The organism is Pseudomonas beijingensis, assembly GCF_030687295.1.
Taxonomy (GTDB): Bacteria; Pseudomonadota; Gammaproteobacteria; order Pseudomonadales; family Pseudomonadaceae; genus Aquipseudomonas; species Aquipseudomonas beijingensis.
This window is the reverse complement of the sequence record NZ_CP117425.1, coordinates 2,488,068-2,503,247: the sequence shown is the minus strand read 5'-3', so window position 1 is coordinate 2,503,247 and position 15,180 is coordinate 2,488,068. Positions and strand designations below refer to the sequence as shown.

Annotated in this window: 17 protein-coding genes; 3 read left to right on the top strand and 14 right to left on the bottom strand. The window is 61.4% G+C overall.

The annotated features are described in order from the left end of the window. Window positions 1-335: 335 nt before the first annotated feature. The 11 genes from pcaC to pcaR form a co-directional block, all read right to left on the bottom strand. On the bottom strand, window positions 336-728 hold the full coding sequence (gene pcaC / locus PSH84_RS11355; protein WP_122566795.1) for a 4-carboxymuconolactone decarboxylase: 393 nt from the start codon (window positions 726-728) through the stop codon (window positions 336-338). 10 nt (window positions 729-738) lie between these two features. Further along, window positions 739-1,539, bottom strand: coding sequence for a 3-oxoadipate enol-lactonase (pcaD, locus tag PSH84_RS11350; protein ID WP_122566796.1), 801 nt, complete (start codon window positions 1,537-1,539; stop codon window positions 739-741). Between the two features lie 12 nt (window positions 1,540-1,551). Beyond that, window positions 1,552-2,916, bottom strand: coding sequence for a 3-carboxy-cis,cis-muconate cycloisomerase (locus PSH84_RS11345; protein WP_122566797.1), 1,365 nt, complete (start codon window positions 2,914-2,916; stop codon window positions 1,552-1,554). Window positions 2,917-2,961: 45 nt separating this feature from the next. Continuing rightward, a complete protein-coding gene (locus tag PSH84_RS11340; RefSeq protein ID WP_122566798.1) occupies window positions 2,962-4,260 on the bottom strand; it encodes an MFS family transporter in 1,299 nt (432 codons plus the stop codon). Between the two features lie 191 nt (window positions 4,261-4,451). Continuing rightward, entirely contained in the window at window positions 4,452-5,018 is a 567-nt protein-coding gene (gene pcaG, locus PSH84_RS11335; protein ID WP_122566799.1) for a protocatechuate 3,4-dioxygenase subunit alpha, read from the bottom strand. 1 nt (window position 5,019) lies between these two features. Continuing rightward, window positions 5,020-5,724, bottom strand: a complete 705-nt coding sequence (gene pcaH, locus PSH84_RS11330) for a protocatechuate 3,4-dioxygenase subunit beta (RefSeq protein ID WP_122566800.1) — start codon at window positions 5,722-5,724, stop codon at window positions 5,020-5,022. A 37-nt stretch (window positions 5,725-5,761) separates the two neighbouring features. Next, window positions 5,762-6,967 (bottom strand): 3-oxoadipyl-CoA thiolase, encoded by a 1,206-nt coding sequence (gene pcaF, locus PSH84_RS11325; RefSeq protein WP_205929615.1) that lies wholly within the window; start codon window positions 6,965-6,967, stop codon window positions 5,762-5,764. Beyond that, window positions 6,964-7,743, bottom strand: coding sequence for a CoA-transferase subunit beta (locus PSH84_RS11320; protein ID WP_305482906.1), 780 nt, complete (start codon window positions 7,741-7,743; stop codon window positions 6,964-6,966). The genes pcaF and PSH84_RS11320 overlap by 4 nt, the downstream gene beginning before the upstream one ends. Continuing rightward, the gene (locus tag PSH84_RS11315; protein WP_018610924.1) at window positions 7,740-8,600 is read right to left on the bottom strand and encodes a CoA transferase subunit A; all 861 of its coding nucleotides are present in this window, start codon (window positions 8,598-8,600) and stop codon (window positions 7,740-7,742) included. Before PSH84_RS11315 ends, PSH84_RS11320 begins: the two co-directional genes overlap by 4 nt. A gap of 339 nt (window positions 8,601-8,939) precedes the next feature. Then, complete coding sequence (gene pcaK / locus PSH84_RS11310) at window positions 8,940-10,286, bottom strand: 4-hydroxybenzoate transporter PcaK (protein ID WP_122566802.1); 1,347 nt, start codon at window positions 10,284-10,286, stop codon at window positions 8,940-8,942. Window positions 10,287-10,427: 141 nt separating this feature from the next. Beyond that, the gene (gene pcaR / locus PSH84_RS11305; RefSeq protein ID WP_003184507.1) at window positions 10,428-11,270 is read right to left on the bottom strand and encodes a pca regulon transcriptional regulator PcaR; all 843 of its coding nucleotides are present in this window, start codon (window positions 11,268-11,270) and stop codon (window positions 10,428-10,430) included. Window positions 11,271-11,452: 182 nt separating this feature from the next. Here pcaR and PSH84_RS11300 point away from each other — a divergent pair, with 182 nt between their 5' ends. The 3 genes from PSH84_RS11300 to PSH84_RS11290 all read left to right on the top strand — a co-directional run bounded on the left by PSH84_RS11300 (window position 11,453) and on the right by PSH84_RS11290 (window position 13,884). Further along, window positions 11,453-11,746 carry a hypothetical protein gene (locus tag PSH84_RS11300; protein ID WP_122566803.1) on the top strand — a complete coding sequence of 98 codons (294 nt, stop codon included), beginning with the start codon at window positions 11,453-11,455 and terminating at the stop codon, window positions 11,744-11,746. A gap of 96 nt (window positions 11,747-11,842) precedes the next feature. Further along, window positions 11,843-12,043 carry a hypothetical protein gene (locus PSH84_RS11295; protein ID WP_003184509.1) on the top strand — a complete coding sequence of 67 codons (201 nt, stop codon included), beginning with the start codon at window positions 11,843-11,845 and terminating at the stop codon, window positions 12,041-12,043. A 365-nt stretch (window positions 12,044-12,408) separates the two neighbouring features. Beyond that, a complete protein-coding gene (locus tag PSH84_RS11290) occupies window positions 12,409-13,884 on the top strand; it encodes an inorganic phosphate transporter (RefSeq protein WP_122566804.1) in 1,476 nt (491 codons plus the stop codon). Between the two features lie 255 nt (window positions 13,885-14,139). Here PSH84_RS11290 and ccoM read toward each other — a convergent pair whose 3' ends face one another. From ccoM to PSH84_RS11275, 3 genes are all read right to left on the bottom strand, one after another. Beyond that, window positions 14,140-14,256: a cytochrome c oxidase subunit CcoM gene (ccoM, locus tag PSH84_RS11285; protein WP_025212288.1), complete on the bottom strand. Its 117-nt coding sequence runs from the start codon at window positions 14,254-14,256 to the stop codon at window positions 14,140-14,142. Window positions 14,257-14,400: 144 nt separating this feature from the next. After that, window positions 14,401-14,562 (bottom strand): hypothetical protein, encoded by a 162-nt coding sequence (locus PSH84_RS11280; protein WP_163006773.1) that lies wholly within the window; start codon window positions 14,560-14,562, stop codon window positions 14,401-14,403. Between the two features lie 94 nt (window positions 14,563-14,656). Further along, window positions 14,657-14,998: an aspartate-semialdehyde dehydrogenase gene (locus PSH84_RS11275; RefSeq protein ID WP_122566805.1), complete on the bottom strand. Its 342-nt coding sequence runs from the start codon at window positions 14,996-14,998 to the stop codon at window positions 14,657-14,659. Window positions 14,999-15,180: the final 182 nt, after the last annotated feature.

Sequence of the window (15,180 nt, the reverse complement as noted above, 5' to 3'; positions counted from 1 at the left end):
CCACCGTCATCGCGAGCAAGCTCGCTCCCACAGGGGATCTGTGTCGAGCACAAAATGTGTACTCACTGAAGATCCAGTGTGGGAGCAAAGCTTGCTCGCGATATAGCGGTGGGTCAGTGGCATTTCTGTTGAGTGTGGCATTGCATCGCGAGCAAGCTTTGCTCCCACAGTCTTGACTCCCACAGGGAGTTTGGGGGTGAACGCAGATCCGGTGACCAGTAAAAATCCATGTGGGAGCGGGCTTGCTCGCGAAGGCGTCATCACATTCAACATCGTCGCCAGCTGACCCACCGCTATCGCGAGCAAGCTCGCTCCCACAGGGGTTGGGGTGATGCTCAAGTCCGGGATTCGACACCCAGTTCATCCCAGACCGACTCGGCCAGGTGGAAAGTGGCATTGGCCGCCGGGATGCCGCAGTAGATGGCGCTCTGCATGATCACCTCCTTGATCTCGCTGCGGCTCACGCCGTTGTTGGCGGCGGCGCGCAGGTGCAATTTGAGTTCTTCGTTGCGGTTCATGCCGATCAGCATGGCGATGGTGATCAGGCTGCGGGTATGGCGCGGCAGGCCCGGGCGGGTCCATATGTCGCCCCAGGCATGGCGGGTGATCATCTCCTGGAATTCGCTGTTGAATTCGGTCAGGGCATTGAGGCTGCGATCGACGTGGGCATCGCCCAGCACCGCGCGGCGTACTTGCATGCCTTCGTCGTAACGTTGTTTCTCGTCCACAGAAAACTCCTCAGGCCCGGCCAGAATCAAGCAGGAAATCCAGCACCCGCGCGCTGAACGCCGCGCCAGCCTGGACGTTGGACAGGTGCGCGGCATGGAACTCAGCGTACTCGGCCCCACTGACCCGCTCCTGGATAAAGTGCCCACCCGACGGCGGTGTCACGGCATCTTCGGTGCCGGCGATCACCAGCAGCGGCACGCGGATCGATGACAACTGCTCGCGGAAATCGGCATCGCGCACCGCCGCACAGTTGGCGGCATAACCCTGGGGCGAGGTCGCGGCCAGCATGTCAGTGATTTTTTTTGCCGTCGCAGGCTGGGCCTCGGCAAAGTCGGGGGTAAACCAACGGGCAATCGAGGCGTCACGCAACGCCACCATCGCATCCTTGCCGTCACGCAGCACGGTTTCGATGCGTGGGTTCCACACCGACGGGTCGCCTATCTTGGCAGCGGTGTTGCACACCACCAGTTTGCGCAGGCGCTCGCCAGCATTGATGCCCAACCACTGGCCAATCAGCCCACCCATGGACAAGCCACAGAAATGCACCTTGTCGATGCCCAGGGCATCGAGCATCGCCAGCACGTCGCGGCCCAGTTGTTCGATGCTGTAGGGGCCTTCGGTCACCAGCGACTGACCATGACCACGGGTGTCGAAACGCAGCACGCGAAAGTGTTCGCTGAAGGCCACGACCTGCTCGTCCCACATGTGCAAATCGGTGCCCAGGGAGTTGGAGAGCACCAGCACCGGGGCGTCTTGCGGCCCGTCCAATCGGTAATTCAGATCGCCCTCGGCGAGTTTGACGAATCCCACAACAATCTCCTTTCAGGCGTTCAAGGCAAGGTGTTCGGCCACGGCTCGGGCGACCCAAGTCTGGGCTTGTCCGAGGTAATGGGCCGGGTCAAGCAAATGATCAAGCTCGGTCGCGGATAGCTGCGCGGTGACCTGGGGTTCGTCCTCCAGCACCTCGCGTAGATGCCGCTGTTCGGCCACGGCGCGCTTGCAGCATTGCTCCAGTAAATGATGCGCCGTGTCGCGTCCCACACGCTGGGCCAGAACGATGCTCACCGCTTCGGCCAACACCAAGCCCTGGGTCAGTTCCAGGTTGCGGGCCATGCGCACAGCATCCACTTCCAGCCCTTCGGCCAGCAGCCGCGCCTGTTGCAAGGCACCGGAGACCAGGCAGCAGATTTCCGGCAGGGTTTCCCATTCGGCGTGCCACAGGCCCAGGCTGCGCTCGTGTTCCTGGGGCATGGCGCTGAACAGCGTCGACAACAAACCTGGTACTCGCGTCGCTGCGCCGATCAGCACGGCCGCGCCCACCGGGTTGCGCTTGTGCGGCATGGTGGATGAACCGCCCTTGCCCGGCGCGGAGGGTTCGAACGCTTCGCCGGCCTCGGTTTGCATCAACAGGCTGATGTCGCGGCCCAATTTGCCCAGGCTGCCGGCGACCAACCCCAGCACCGCGCCGAACTCCACCAGGCGATCACGCTGGGTGTGCCACGGCTGTTCCGGCAGGGTCAGTTGCAGTTCGGCGGCCAAGGCTTCGGCGACCGGCAGCGCCTGTTCACCCAATGCGGCGAGCGTTCCGGAGGCACCGCCGAATTGCAGCACCAGCAAGCGCGGCTTGAGCTCCCGCAAGCGTTGGCGACTGCGAGTGACAGCCCCCAACCAACCGGCGATTTTCATGCCCAGGGTCACCGGCGTCGCGTGTTGCAGCCAGGTGCGCCCGGCCAACGGCGTGGCGGCATAACGTTCGGCTTGTCGGGCCAGGGTGGCGGCCAGTTGCGCCAACTCGCCCTCGATCAAGCCCAACGCCTGGCGCAGTTGCAGCACCAATCCGCTGTCCATCACGTCCTGGCTAGTGGCGCCCAGGTGCACGTAGCGTTCGGCTTCGGCGCTCTGGGTGGCGATGCGCTTGCCCAACGCCTTGACCAGCGGAATCGCCGAATTGCCGGCACTGGCAATCGCTTCGCTCAATGCCGAAAAATCGTACAACTGGGCACGGCAGGCGTTCTCGATCGGCGCCACCGCGTCCTGGGGGATCAACCCTACCCGTGCCTCGGCCCGGGCCAGCGCGGCCTCGACATCCAGCATGGCCTGGACCCGCCCCGCATCGCAGAACACCTCGCGCATGTCGCGGGCCGTGAAGTAGGCATCGAACAGCTGATTGCCCGGTCGTTCGCTCATAAACAGTCCTTGGGGGCGCCGGCCTCACGGGCCGACGCAGTTGAGTCAAAGGTCATGGTGCAAATACGCCGGTTGCTTGGGCAGGCGGAAGCTGAACAGGAACGCCACCACCATCATCACCGTGACATACCAATAAAAGGCGTTCTCCATGCCCTGGGCTTTCAGGCTCAAGGCGACGTATTCGGCCGATCCGCCAAAAATCGCATTGGCCACCGCATAGGCCAACCCTACTCCCAGCGCCCGCACTTCAGGTGGAAACATTTCAGCTTTCACCAGGCCACTGATGGAGGTGTAGAAACTGACGATCGCCAGCGCCAACGTGATCAGGACAAACGCCAGGAACGGGCTGCTGATGCTTTTGAGGGTCAGCAGGATCGGCACCGTGCACAACGCCCCCAGGGCACCGAACCAGAGCATGGAGTTACGCCGGCCGATCTTGTCCGCGAGCATGCCAAACAGCGGCTGCATGCACATATAGAGAAACAGCGCGCCGGTCATGATGTAGCTGGCGGTCTTGGCGTGCAGGCCGGCGGTGTTCACCAGGTATTTCTGCATGTAGGTGGTGAAGGTATAGAAAATCAGCGAGCCGCCGGCGGTGTAGCCCAGTACGGTAATGAACGCCGCCTTGTGGTCGCGAAACAGCGCCGTAATGCTGCCGGCGTCCTTGTTCTCGCGCATTTCCTTGCTGCTGGTTTCCTTCAGGGAACGCCGCAGCAACAGGGAAATCAACGCCGCAGCCGCCCCCACCACAAATGGGATACGCCAGCCGTAGGCGCGCAATTCATCTTCGTTGAGAAACTGTTGCAGGATCACCACCAGCGACACCGCCAGCAGTTGCCCGCCGATCAGTGTCACGTACTGGAATGAGGCGAAAAAGCCACGTTGGCCCTTGAGGGCGACTTCGCTCATGTAGGTGGCGGTGGTGCCGTATTCGCCGCCCACCGACAGGCCTTGCAGCAAACGCGCGAACAACAGCAGTACCGGCGCCCAGACGCCGATGTCCTTATAGGTGGGCAAGCAGGCGATGAGCAACGAGCCGAAGCACATCATCAGCACCGAGATCATCATTGAATTCTTGCGCCCGTGACGGTCCGCCACCCGACCGAAAATCCAGCCACCGATGGGCCGCATCAGGAACCCGGCGGCAAACACACCCGCCGTGTTGACCAATTGCACCGTCGGGTTGTCCGAGGGAAAGAACGCCGGGGCGAAATAAATCGCGCAGAACGCATAGACGTAGAAGTCGAACCATTCGACCAGGTTGCCGGATGAAGCACCGACGATGGCGAAGATGCGCTTGCTGCGCTCTTCACCGGTGTAGTGACTGCTGATTGGGATGGTCATGGGTTGTTCACTCGTTAGGGACTGACGAATTCTAGACACACTTCGTAACACTCCCGTTCCACAGTATTGCATTGCCTGTACTGGCACCCTGTGGGAGCGAGCTTGCTCGCGATGAGGGCGGCACCATCAATAATGGATGCAAGCTGACCCACCGCTATCGCGAGCAAGCTCGCTCCCACAGGTGCAATTACTCAGTAGTCGAAGAACACCGTCTCGGCATCCGTTCCCTGCAGGATTACGTTCCACTGATACACGCCCGACGCATCAGGCTTGCTCACGATAGTGGCGCGACGTTCTTCGGGCACGCAGGCCAGCAGCGGGTCGGTTTCGTTGGCCGGTTCGCCGTCGAAGTAGATGCGCGTCAGCAAATGCTTGACCAGCCCGCGTGCGAACACCAGCACCACAAGGTGCGGTGCCTGGGTCGTGCCTGCCAACCCCGGTACGGTGCCCGGCTTGATGGTGGTGAAGCGAAAACGCCCTTCGGCATCCACCGGCACCCGGCCGAAGCCTTCGAAGTGCGGGTCCAGGGGTTTGTCCTGGTCGTCTTCCGGGTGAGCGTATTTGCCGGCGGCGTTGGCCTGCCAGACTTCCAGCATCGCGTCGTTGACGAACTGGCCGTTACCGTCGACCACCTGCCCGGTGATCGCCACGCGCTGGCCGAGGGTTTGTGCGACGGTCAGGTCTTCGCGGTTCAGCCAGGTCAGGCCGATGTGGTAGTACGGGCCAACGGTGTGGGACGTGGTGGCGGTGAGCGTCATCTTATTTCTCCATCGGCGTGGCATCGCGGCCGCGCAAGACGATGTCCCAGCGGTAACCGAGGGCATAGTGAGGGACGGTTTTTTCCAGGTCGAAACGGGCGATCAGGCGTTCTTTGGCGCGGGTGTCCGGCACGCAGTTGTAGATCGGGTCGTATTCGAGCAACGGATCGCCCGGGAAATACATCTGCGTCACCAGGCGCGTCAGAATGCTCGGCCCGAACAGTGAGAAATGGATATGCGCTGGGCGCCAGGCGTTGTGGTGGTTGCCCCACGGATAAGCGCCGGGCTTGATGGTCTGGAACTGATACCAGCCGTCGGCGTCGGTGACGGTACGACCGGTGCCGGTGAAATTCGGGTCCAGCGGCGCATCATGGTTGTCACGGTCATGGTTGTAGCGACCGGCGGCGTTGGCCTGCCAGATCTCCACCAGGATGCCCGGCACCGGCTGGCCGTGCTCATCCAGCACGCGCCCGTGAATGATGATCCGCTCCCCCAGTGGCTCGCCGGCATGCTGGGCGGTCAGGTCGTGGTCCTTTTCCTGCAAGCGGTCGGCGCCGACAGTCGGGCCGGTAATTTCCGACAGCGAATGCGGCAGGAACACCAATGGCTTGGACGGCGAGCGCAGGTTGGTGGACTGGTACGGCGGGTGCAGATACTCCGGCTGGGTGCCCGCTTGAGGGCGACGATAACCAGGCTTGTCAGTCATGAAGCATTCCTCGGTTTCTTATTAGTAGAGCGACGCGTCAGACGCGTTCGATTGCCAATGCCAGACCCTGGCCGACGCCGACACACATGGTCGCCAGGCCTTTCCTGCCGCCGGTCTTTTCCAGATGGTGCAGCGCCGTCATCACCAAGCGCGCCCCACTCATGCCCAGTGGATGACCGAGGGCGATGGCGCCACCGTTCGGGTTGACCTGCGGCGCATCGTCCGCCAGCCCCAAATCACGCAGCACCGCCAGGCCCTGACTGGCAAACGCTTCATTGAGTTCGATCACATCGAAATCCGCGACGGCCAGGCCCAGGCGTTCAGTAAGCTTGCGCACCGCCGGCACCGGGCCGATGCCCATCACCCGAGGCGCGACACCGGCACTGGCCATGCCCAGCACTTTGCCCCGCGGCGTCAGGCCATGTTTTTTCACCGCTTCGGCCGATGCCAGGATCAACGCCGCCGCGCCATCGTTCACACCCGAGGCGTTGCCGGCGGTGACGGTCTTGTCCGGGCCATTGACCGGTTTGAGTTTGCTCAAGGTCTCCAGCGTGGTGTCGGCGCGAGGATGTTCGTCCTGCTCGACCACGGTTTCGCCTTTTTTATGGGTGATGCGCACCGGTACGATTTCTTCGGCGAAAAAGCCTGCTGCCTGGGCCGCCGCCGTGCGCTGTTGGCTGCGCAAGGCGAAAGCGTCCTGGTCGGCGCGGGACACGGCGTAGTCATCGGCCACGTTATCGGCGGTCTGGGGCATCGCATCCACGCCGTACTGGGCTTTCATCAACGGGTTGATGAAGCGCCAGCCGATGGTAGTGTCTTCCAGTTTCATGTTGCGGGAGAACGCGGTGTCGGCCTTGCCCATCACGAACGGCGCACGGGACATCGACTCCACGCCGCCGGCAATCGCCAATTCCATCTCGCCGCTGGCGATGGCGCGGAACGCCGTGCCAATGGCATCCATGCCCGAGGCGCAAAGACGATTGAGGGTCACGCCGGGAATGCTTTCCGGCAAGCCCGCCAACAGCAGCGCCATGCGCGCCACGTTGCGGTTGTCTTCGCCGGCCTGGTTGGCACAGCCGAGGAACACCTCGTCCACGGCACTCCAGTCCACCGATGGGTTGCGTTCCATCAACGCCTTGATCGGCACGGCCGCCAGGTCATCGGCGCGCACGGTGGACAAACCGCCGCCAAACCGACCGATGGGGGTTCGAATCGCATCACAGATATAAACGTCGCGCATCAGGCTTCTCCCGGTGCCTGGCCGTGGGCCGCCGCGGTGCGAGCTTCCAGGTCGCGCAGGGCGCGCAGCTCCACCTCGGTCGGCTCGGCGGTGATTTGCACCTGGTCGGCGAAACGGATCGCCCATCCAGTGGCCGCAATGACTTGTTCGCGGGTCACGCCGGGGTGCAGCGCGGTGACCACGAATTCATGACTGCCGGCTTCCGGCTCCATGATGCACAAGTCGGTGATGATGCCCACGGGCCCTGCGCCCGGCAGACCGAGACGCTTGCGCGAATCGCCACCTTCACCATGGCCGACCGAGGTGATGAAATCCAGCTTGTCGACAAACGAACGCGCGGACTGCTTGAGGATGATCAACACACTCTTGGCCGAGCCGGCGATTTCCGGTGCGCCACCGGCACCCGGCAGGCGGACTTTCGGCTGGTGGTAGTCACCCACCACCGTAGTGTTGATATTGCCGAAACGGTCGACCTGGGCCGCGCCAAGAAAACCGACGTCGATACGCCCGCCCTGCAGCCAGTAGCGAAAAATCTCACCGGTCGGTACGACGGTATCGGCGGTTTCCGCCAGCTCACCGTCGCCGATGGACAGCGGCAGCACGCTGGGCTTGGCACCGATCGGGCCGGACTCGTAGATCAGCACGACGTCCGGCGACGAGGTCAAGCGCGCCAGGTTGGCCGCTTTCGACGGCAGGCCGATGCCAACGAAGCACACGGCATTGTTTTTCAAGCGACGCGCCGCGGCGACGGTCATCATTTCGTTGGTGGAGTAGGTCATGGTTTCACCTGCGAAGCGGCTGCCAGTCTGGCCTGGAATTCACTGAAGTCTTTAGTGCCATGGATGTATTCGTTGATCCAGGCGGTAAAGGTCTCACGGTCCCGGGCGATCGGGTCCCACGCCTGGTAGAAACGGTTGTCACGCTCGGTGTAACCGTGGGCGTAGGACGGATGAGCACCGCCCGGTACGTGGCACACCGCGCTCAACGCCCAGGTCGGCAGCACGCAGGCGTTCATCGGCGCATTCAGGTCGTCGACGATTTCTTCCACGGTGACGATGCAACGCTTGGCGGCCAGGGCGGCTTCTTTCTGCACACCGAGGATGCCCCACAGCAGCACGTTGCCCTTGCGGTCGGCTTTCTGGGCGTGGATCACCGTGATGTCCGGGCGCACCGAAGGCACGGCGGCCAAGACTTCACCAGTGAAGGGACAGGTCACGCTCTTGATCAGCGGGTTGACCTTCGGCAGGTCGGAGCCGGCGTAGGCCCGCAACACCGCGAATGGCAGGCCGGAGGCGCCGGCGACGTAGGCGTTAGCCAGGTCGGCGTGGCTGTGTTCCTCGATCTCCAGCGGGTGCGGCCACTGTTTCTCCACGGCATCGCGCAAGCGGTGCAACGACCCGACGCCAGGGTTGCCGCCCCAGGAGAAAATCAACTTGCGAGCACAACCGGCGCCGATCAACTGGTCATAGATCAGGTCAGGCGTCATGCGCACCAGGGTCAGATCTTTCTTGCCCTGGCGAATGATTTCATGACCCGCCGCCGTAGGAATCAGGTGAGTGAAGCCTTCGAGCGCGACGGTATCGCCGTCGTTGACGAATTGCTTCACCGCGTCGTGCAGCGAAAGGATTTCAGCCATGGGGCAGGCTCCCGTTTTCCAGTAGACCGACATGAAGAAAAAAGCGCGAGGTTAAGCGCCGAGGTGACTGAAGATTAAGCTTCGGGATAACGCCAAACAATCCGATAATCGACTGAGTGTTCGTTTATCGAACAGATTGTTGTTTGGCTATCGATCTACCAAAGTACACGGAGCCCCCCCCCCGTGAGAGCAGACCCTGTGGGAGCCGAGCTTGCTCGCGATGGTGATGTGTCAGCGATGGATACATGCCTGATCCACCGCTATCGCGAGCAAGCTCGGCTCCCACAGGGATCCTGCCTGCCCACAGTTTTGTCTTCCCACAAGGGTTATGCCGTTGGCTCAGGTCGCATCCGCATGGCTGACCATGCCCTTGATCACCACCGCCGTGGTCGCCAGGGCGGCGGGGATGACCAGCGCGGTCAGGACCTGCTCGAAATTCCAGCCCAGGCCAAGCAGGGTCGCGCCCATCCAGGCCCCGAGGATCGCCCCGAAGCGACCGATACCCAGCATCCACGAGACGCCGGTGGCCCGGCCCTGGGTCGGATAGAAACGCGCCGCCAGGGAAGGCATCGCCGATTGCGCGCCGTTGACACACATGCCCGCCACCAGCACCAGGGTGGCGAGCAAAGTGATATTGCCCAGGCTCTGCCCCACCGCGTAGGCAAACACCCCGGCCATCAGATAGAACAGGCCGATGACCTTGTGCGGATTGAACCGGTCCATCGCCCAACCCACGAAGACGGCGCTCAACACGCCGCCGAATTGAAACAACGCGCCGATAAACGCGGACTGTTCCATGCTCGCGCCGCTGTCGCGCATCAAGGTCGGCAGCCAACTGGTCAGCAAGTAGACGATCACCAGCCCCATGAAATAGGTCAGCCACAGCAGCAAGGTGCCGGCGCTGTAGCTGCCGGAGAAAATCACCGCCAGTACGTTACGGGCTTTCACGGTTTTCTGTTCCGGCACACTGAAGCTCGCCGCTTGGGCCACGGTATGCGGCTCGATGGGTGCCAGGGTCTTGCGCACTTTGTCGGTACCGCGATTGCGCACCACCAAGTAACGCGCCGACTCCGGCAGCCAGAACAGCAATACCACCGCCAGGATCAACGGCAGGATCCCGCCAATCAGCAGCAGGCTGTGCCAGCCAAACGCCGGTATCAGCTTGGCGGAGATGAACCCGCCGCCGGCCATGCCAAGGTTGAAACCGCAGAACATGCTGGTCACCAGCAAGGATTTCTTGCGCTCCGGGGTGTATTCCGAGAGCAAGGTGGTGGCGTTCGGCATGCCTGCGCCTAAGCCCAGGCCGGTGAGGAAACGCAAGACCAGCAATTGATCGACGTTAGTGCTGTAGGCCGACGCCAGGCTGAACGCGCCGAACAGCAGGACCGCGCCCACCAGTACGACTTTTCTCCCGAAGCGGTCAGCCAGCGGCCCTGAGCCCAGTGCGCCAAACACCATGCCGATCAGCGCGGCGCTCATCACCGGGCCGAGGCTGGCGCGATCGATGCCCCAGTCCTGGGATAAGGCCGGGGCGATGAACCCCATGGCCGCGGTGTCGAGGCCGTCAAGGAACACAATCAGGAAACAGAGGATCACCACCCGCCACTGATAGCGCGAAATGGGTTGGGCATTGATGAAGGACTGCACATCAAGGCAGTTGCCTACGGAGGTCTGGGGCTGGTTCATTTTATTTTTATTCCACGCAAGAAACGCAGGCGAACGAATCAGAGACCGGCGAAACACGCCGGATGACGCTGCGCGACATTAATGAGGCCAGGCAAATACCGTCAATTCATCGTCGCCGACTGTGTGCGTTTATCGAACAGCTTAAGTGAACAGTTGCGCGCTCAGGTCGCGACTGGCCCCCAGCAAGCCTGGCAGGAAGCGCTGTTCCAGCTCATTGCGGCTGACCCGCCCAGCATGGGTGCTGACGTTGAGCGCGGCCACCACTTGGCCGGAAGCGTCGTACACCGGCACGGCAATCGAACGCAGGCCCTGTTCCAGTTCCTGGTCGACGATGCACCAGCCCTGCTGGCGCACCTGTTGCAGGCATTCGAGCAACGCCTCGGGTGTATGCAAAGTGCGGCTGGTCTTGGCTTGCAGGTCGGCATGGTCGAGGTAATCGCGCAACGAAGCGTCATCCAGGGCCGCCAGGAGAATCCTGCCCATCGAGGTGCAATAGGCGGGAAGGCGCCCTCCCACCGACAGGTCAACCGAGATCAGGCGCTGGGTGGTGGCGGAACGGGCGATATAGAGGATGTCGTCGCCTTCAAGCGTGGCCATGTTGCAGGCTTCGTGCAGTTGCTCGCTCATGCGGTCCAGGTACGGCTGGGCAGAAACGGCCAGGGGCGTGGAGGACAGATAGGCGTGACCGAGGGTCAACACTTTAGGCAACAGCGAATAGGTACGCCCGTCCGTGGTGGCGTAGCCAAGCTTGATCAAGGTATGCAGGCAACGTCTGACGGCGGCGCGGGGAATTTCCGTGCGATGGCTGATCTGGGCGATGGTCAGGTGCCGCTTGCGCTCCTGGAAGGCCTGGACCACGGCCAACCCGCGGGCCAAGGAGGTCATGAAGTCAGGATCGCCGGTCAGCGCCTGGATTCGCTTGGCCGGCGAGGCGACGATCGGTGGCGCGACGGAAGTGAAGGCATTGCGCAATTGGTCGTTCATGTCTGATCCTTCCCCGGAAGTGACGGCTATTCAAACGGCTGCACGATGGGCAAGCAAGGGCTGCCGGCCAAGATCGTTCGATTATCGAACCGTCGACCGATAATCGCAATCAGACCCGTGTGTTGGCCAGCCGCGCGTGCGTTCGCCAGTAAGTCGAAGGAAACAGTGACACGCGGTTTGCCGTGAAGGGGCTGGCGATATTTGAACTTGTTGGCCTCAATGGCATCTGGTTACTGGCACTCGCCGGCATCTTTCTGCAAGCTGTGATACAAGTTGCACATACAAACATGAGTTCACACAACAACAACGTCTTTTACTTTTTCCCGATAGTGTTATTCGGCTGGACCGCTATAATGCAAAACAGCGACGGTACGGCCAATCGACCGTTCCCGTACGCAGGCATCGTGGTCGCTACCCCGGTGCCCGAAGCACCTTCATGGTCGCTTCCCCTGTTTGGCAACAACGCGAAGCCCTGATGCTACGTCAGCTGTCAGCTCTGGTGCCGTGGCCGTCTGCATGTCCACATGCAGTGCGTATCACCAGATTCAACTTCAATTAATTTAGGTAAAACTGTGACGAAAGACGAACTGCGCGCGGAACTTGAGCGCCAGGAACAACGTTACAAGGAAGTTTACGGCGGGGAAGTCACCACCTACGCCGCGCAACCTGAACCGGAACGCAAGCCTTGGCGTAAGCGCGCCACCGTTCAGGACCAGGCCTTCACCCAGGAACTCCAGAAAATGGAAAAAGAACTCAAAGCCGAAGAGCAGTGACGCTCCGGGCCCGATGTTCTTGTGAAGAGGTCTCCGGCCACCACCCAGGCCGGAAACCGTAGCGCACGCCCGCCATGAGCGGGCCGCCATCCGCTCCCGTCCGACGGTCGGGAAGGGTCATGGCCGACCTCCTTTTCAGATATTTCATACAATCCCTCGAGGCGTCCTACCGCTGGCGGTGATCCCGGCCAGATGCGCTTTGCCCCCCTGAATCAAGGGGTTACGCGTCCCGCGGAAAACCTCGCCCTTGAGGCTTTCCTACAAATTATTTCGTTGAAGAATGTTACCGACGAGCAGGCAATGCATCGATTGCCAAGGTTTTCTGGCATAATCGCGCCCCCTTACGACCGGGTCAGAAAACCTTCATGATCGATTTATTCAGCGGACTGGATGCTTGGGTGCTCGTGAGCCTCTTGCTCGCCCTGGCTTTTGTCCTCGCCTTCGAGTTCATCAACGGCTTTCATGACACCGCTAACGCGGTTGCCACTGTTATCTACACCAAAGCTATGCCGCCTCACCTGGCGGTGTTCTTTTCCGGTGTGTTCAATTTCCTCGGTGTGCTGCTGGGCGGCGTGGGGGTGGCGTACGCCATCGTTCACCTGCTGCCCGTGGAGCTGCTGATCAATGTGAACACCGGACACGGGCTGGCCATGGTGTTTTCGCTGCTCGCAGCGGCCATCACCTGGAACCTGGGCACCTGGTACTTCGGTATCCCGGCCTCCAGTTCCCACACGTTGATTGGCTCGATCCTCGGCGTGGGCCTGGCCAACGCCCTGATCAACGATATCCCGTTGGCCGATGGGGTGAACTGGCAGAAGGCGATCGATATCGGCGCCTCCCTGGTGTTCTCGCCCATGGCCGGCTTCCTGATCGCCGCCCTGGTGCTGATCGCTCTGAAATGGTGGCGCCCGCTGTCGAAGATGCACAAGACACCGGAACAGCGCCGCAAGATCGACGATAAGAAGCACCCGCCGTTCTGGAATCGCCTGGTACTGGTGATCTCGGCCATGGCCGTCAGCTTTGTCCACGGTTCCAACGATGGCCAGAAAGGCATCGGCCTGATCATGCTGGTGCTGATCGGTATCGTGCCGGCGCAATTCGTACTCGACCTGGGCAGCACCACCTACCAGATCGAACGGACCCGTGACGCGACCCTGCACCTGAGCCAGTTCTACCAACGCAACAACGAATCCCTGGGTGAATACCTGGCGCTGGGCAAAAGCGTGAAAGGCGATCTGCCGGAGAAGTTCCGCTGCAACCCGCAGCAGACCGAGCCGACCATCAATGCCCTGCTCGACACGCTCAAAGGCGTGGCGGACTACCACTCGCTGCCGTCGGAACGACGCATCGAGGTTCGTCGCTACCTGCTTTGCCTGGACGACACGGCGAAGAAGGTTGGCAAGTTGCCAGGCCTGGCAGCCCGTGAGAAAGACGACCTGAACAAGCTGCGCAAGGACCTGACCGCCACCACCGAATACGCCCCGTTCTGGGTGATCCTGGCTGTCGCACTGGCGCTGGGCCTGGGCACCATGGTTGGCTGGAAACGTGTCGTGCTGACCATCGGCGAGAAGATCGGCAAGCAAGGCATGACCTACGCCCAGGGCATGTCGGCGCAGATCACCACCGCGTGCATGATCGGCATGGCGAATATCTTCAGCCTGCCGGTTTCCACCACCCACGTGCTGTCCTCGGGCGTGGCCGGCACCATGGTCGCCAACAAGAGCGGCCTGCAAGGTGGCACGGTACGAACCATCCTGCTGGCCTGGGTATTGACCCTGCCAGCGACGGTGGCGCTGTCGGCCGGGCTGTTCTGGCTGGCGTCCAAGGCCCTGGGTAGCTGATTCTAGCGGCTTGCAAAAAAGGTGCGACCCTTACGGGTCGCACCTTTTTTTATGCCCGGACACCTGACTACTGTGGGAGCGAGCTTGCTCGCGATGGCGCCGGGTCAGTCAACACATGTATCTACAGACATACCGCTATCGCGAGCAAGCTCGCTCCCACAATGGGCTTGTGTGGAACAGGGGAAATCTGCTCAAAAAAAAAGGGCGACCGAAGTCGCCCAAAATGCCTTGCGTGCTCGTTGTAGCCGGAAAGACCTACGGTTTTTTCCGCTTGTGTGCATCTTTCCAGATGAATAATCCGAAACCTGCGAAAAACACGAACATGAGGCCGACCGTCAACACCCCGGCAAACACCACATTATCGAAAAACATGACTAGCCTCCTGGTCTTGCCCCTGTTGCGATGGGTTCAAGGTAACCAATCAGGCCTGGATGAAAATTGACCGGGGTCAATAACGCCCGCAACGGAGCGCAAAGGTGGGGAAATAACTGATCTGCATCAATGGATCGAGGGGGTTCAGCGCTTTTTCGGCTTGTTCTTCGGCTTTTTCTTGGGCTTGCCCAACGGCATGGCCTGCTCGAAGGCCTGGCGGACTTCATTGAGGCGTTTTTCGTTGAGGTCGTGAACGCGCTTGGCGCGCTCGGCGCTGAGGTCGATCAGTTTGTCTTCTTGGCTCATGGCGTGTGGGCATCGTGCAGTGAATTGCGGATGCGCCCATGATGCGGGCTGTTGGCGGCGTTGACCAGCCTGTGGATGCAGGCAAACGCCTGGATCAGATCTGGATATCGACCCACAGGCCCTGGCGTGTCTCGTCGTCGATCAGCGGCACCACCGGTACGGTGTTGTCGGCGTTGAGTTCGGTACCCGGTACGGCCAGGTGCTCTTCAGGGTCTTCATCGGCCTCGCGGCGGCGGCGCTCGCGTTCCTGCTGGCGACGCTGCTCCTCGCGCAGCAGCAGCGCGGTCTCTTCCGGGTCACGATTTTGCAGGTCGATGGTGCTTTCGTTGGAGCTTTGCTGCACCGGAACCACGGGCGGGATGTCCGGTCGCTGACGAACCGGATCCTGTTGAGCGGTGATGGGTACGGCGCTCAAAGGGAGCATGGGTGGCAACATAAAGTTCTCCTGTCTTCAGGTTGTCGGCGGCTAAAGTGGCAGCTTGAACCGCCGGTCTGAAACTTGTGACCCAGTTGGCAATTGCAGCGATCACCAGGGCCGAGCTTGTTTGATCGCTGGGCAAGCGTAAGTTCCGTGCCGTTGGTAATGAATCAGCGTACGTAAATCCTTTGGTCTGAAGG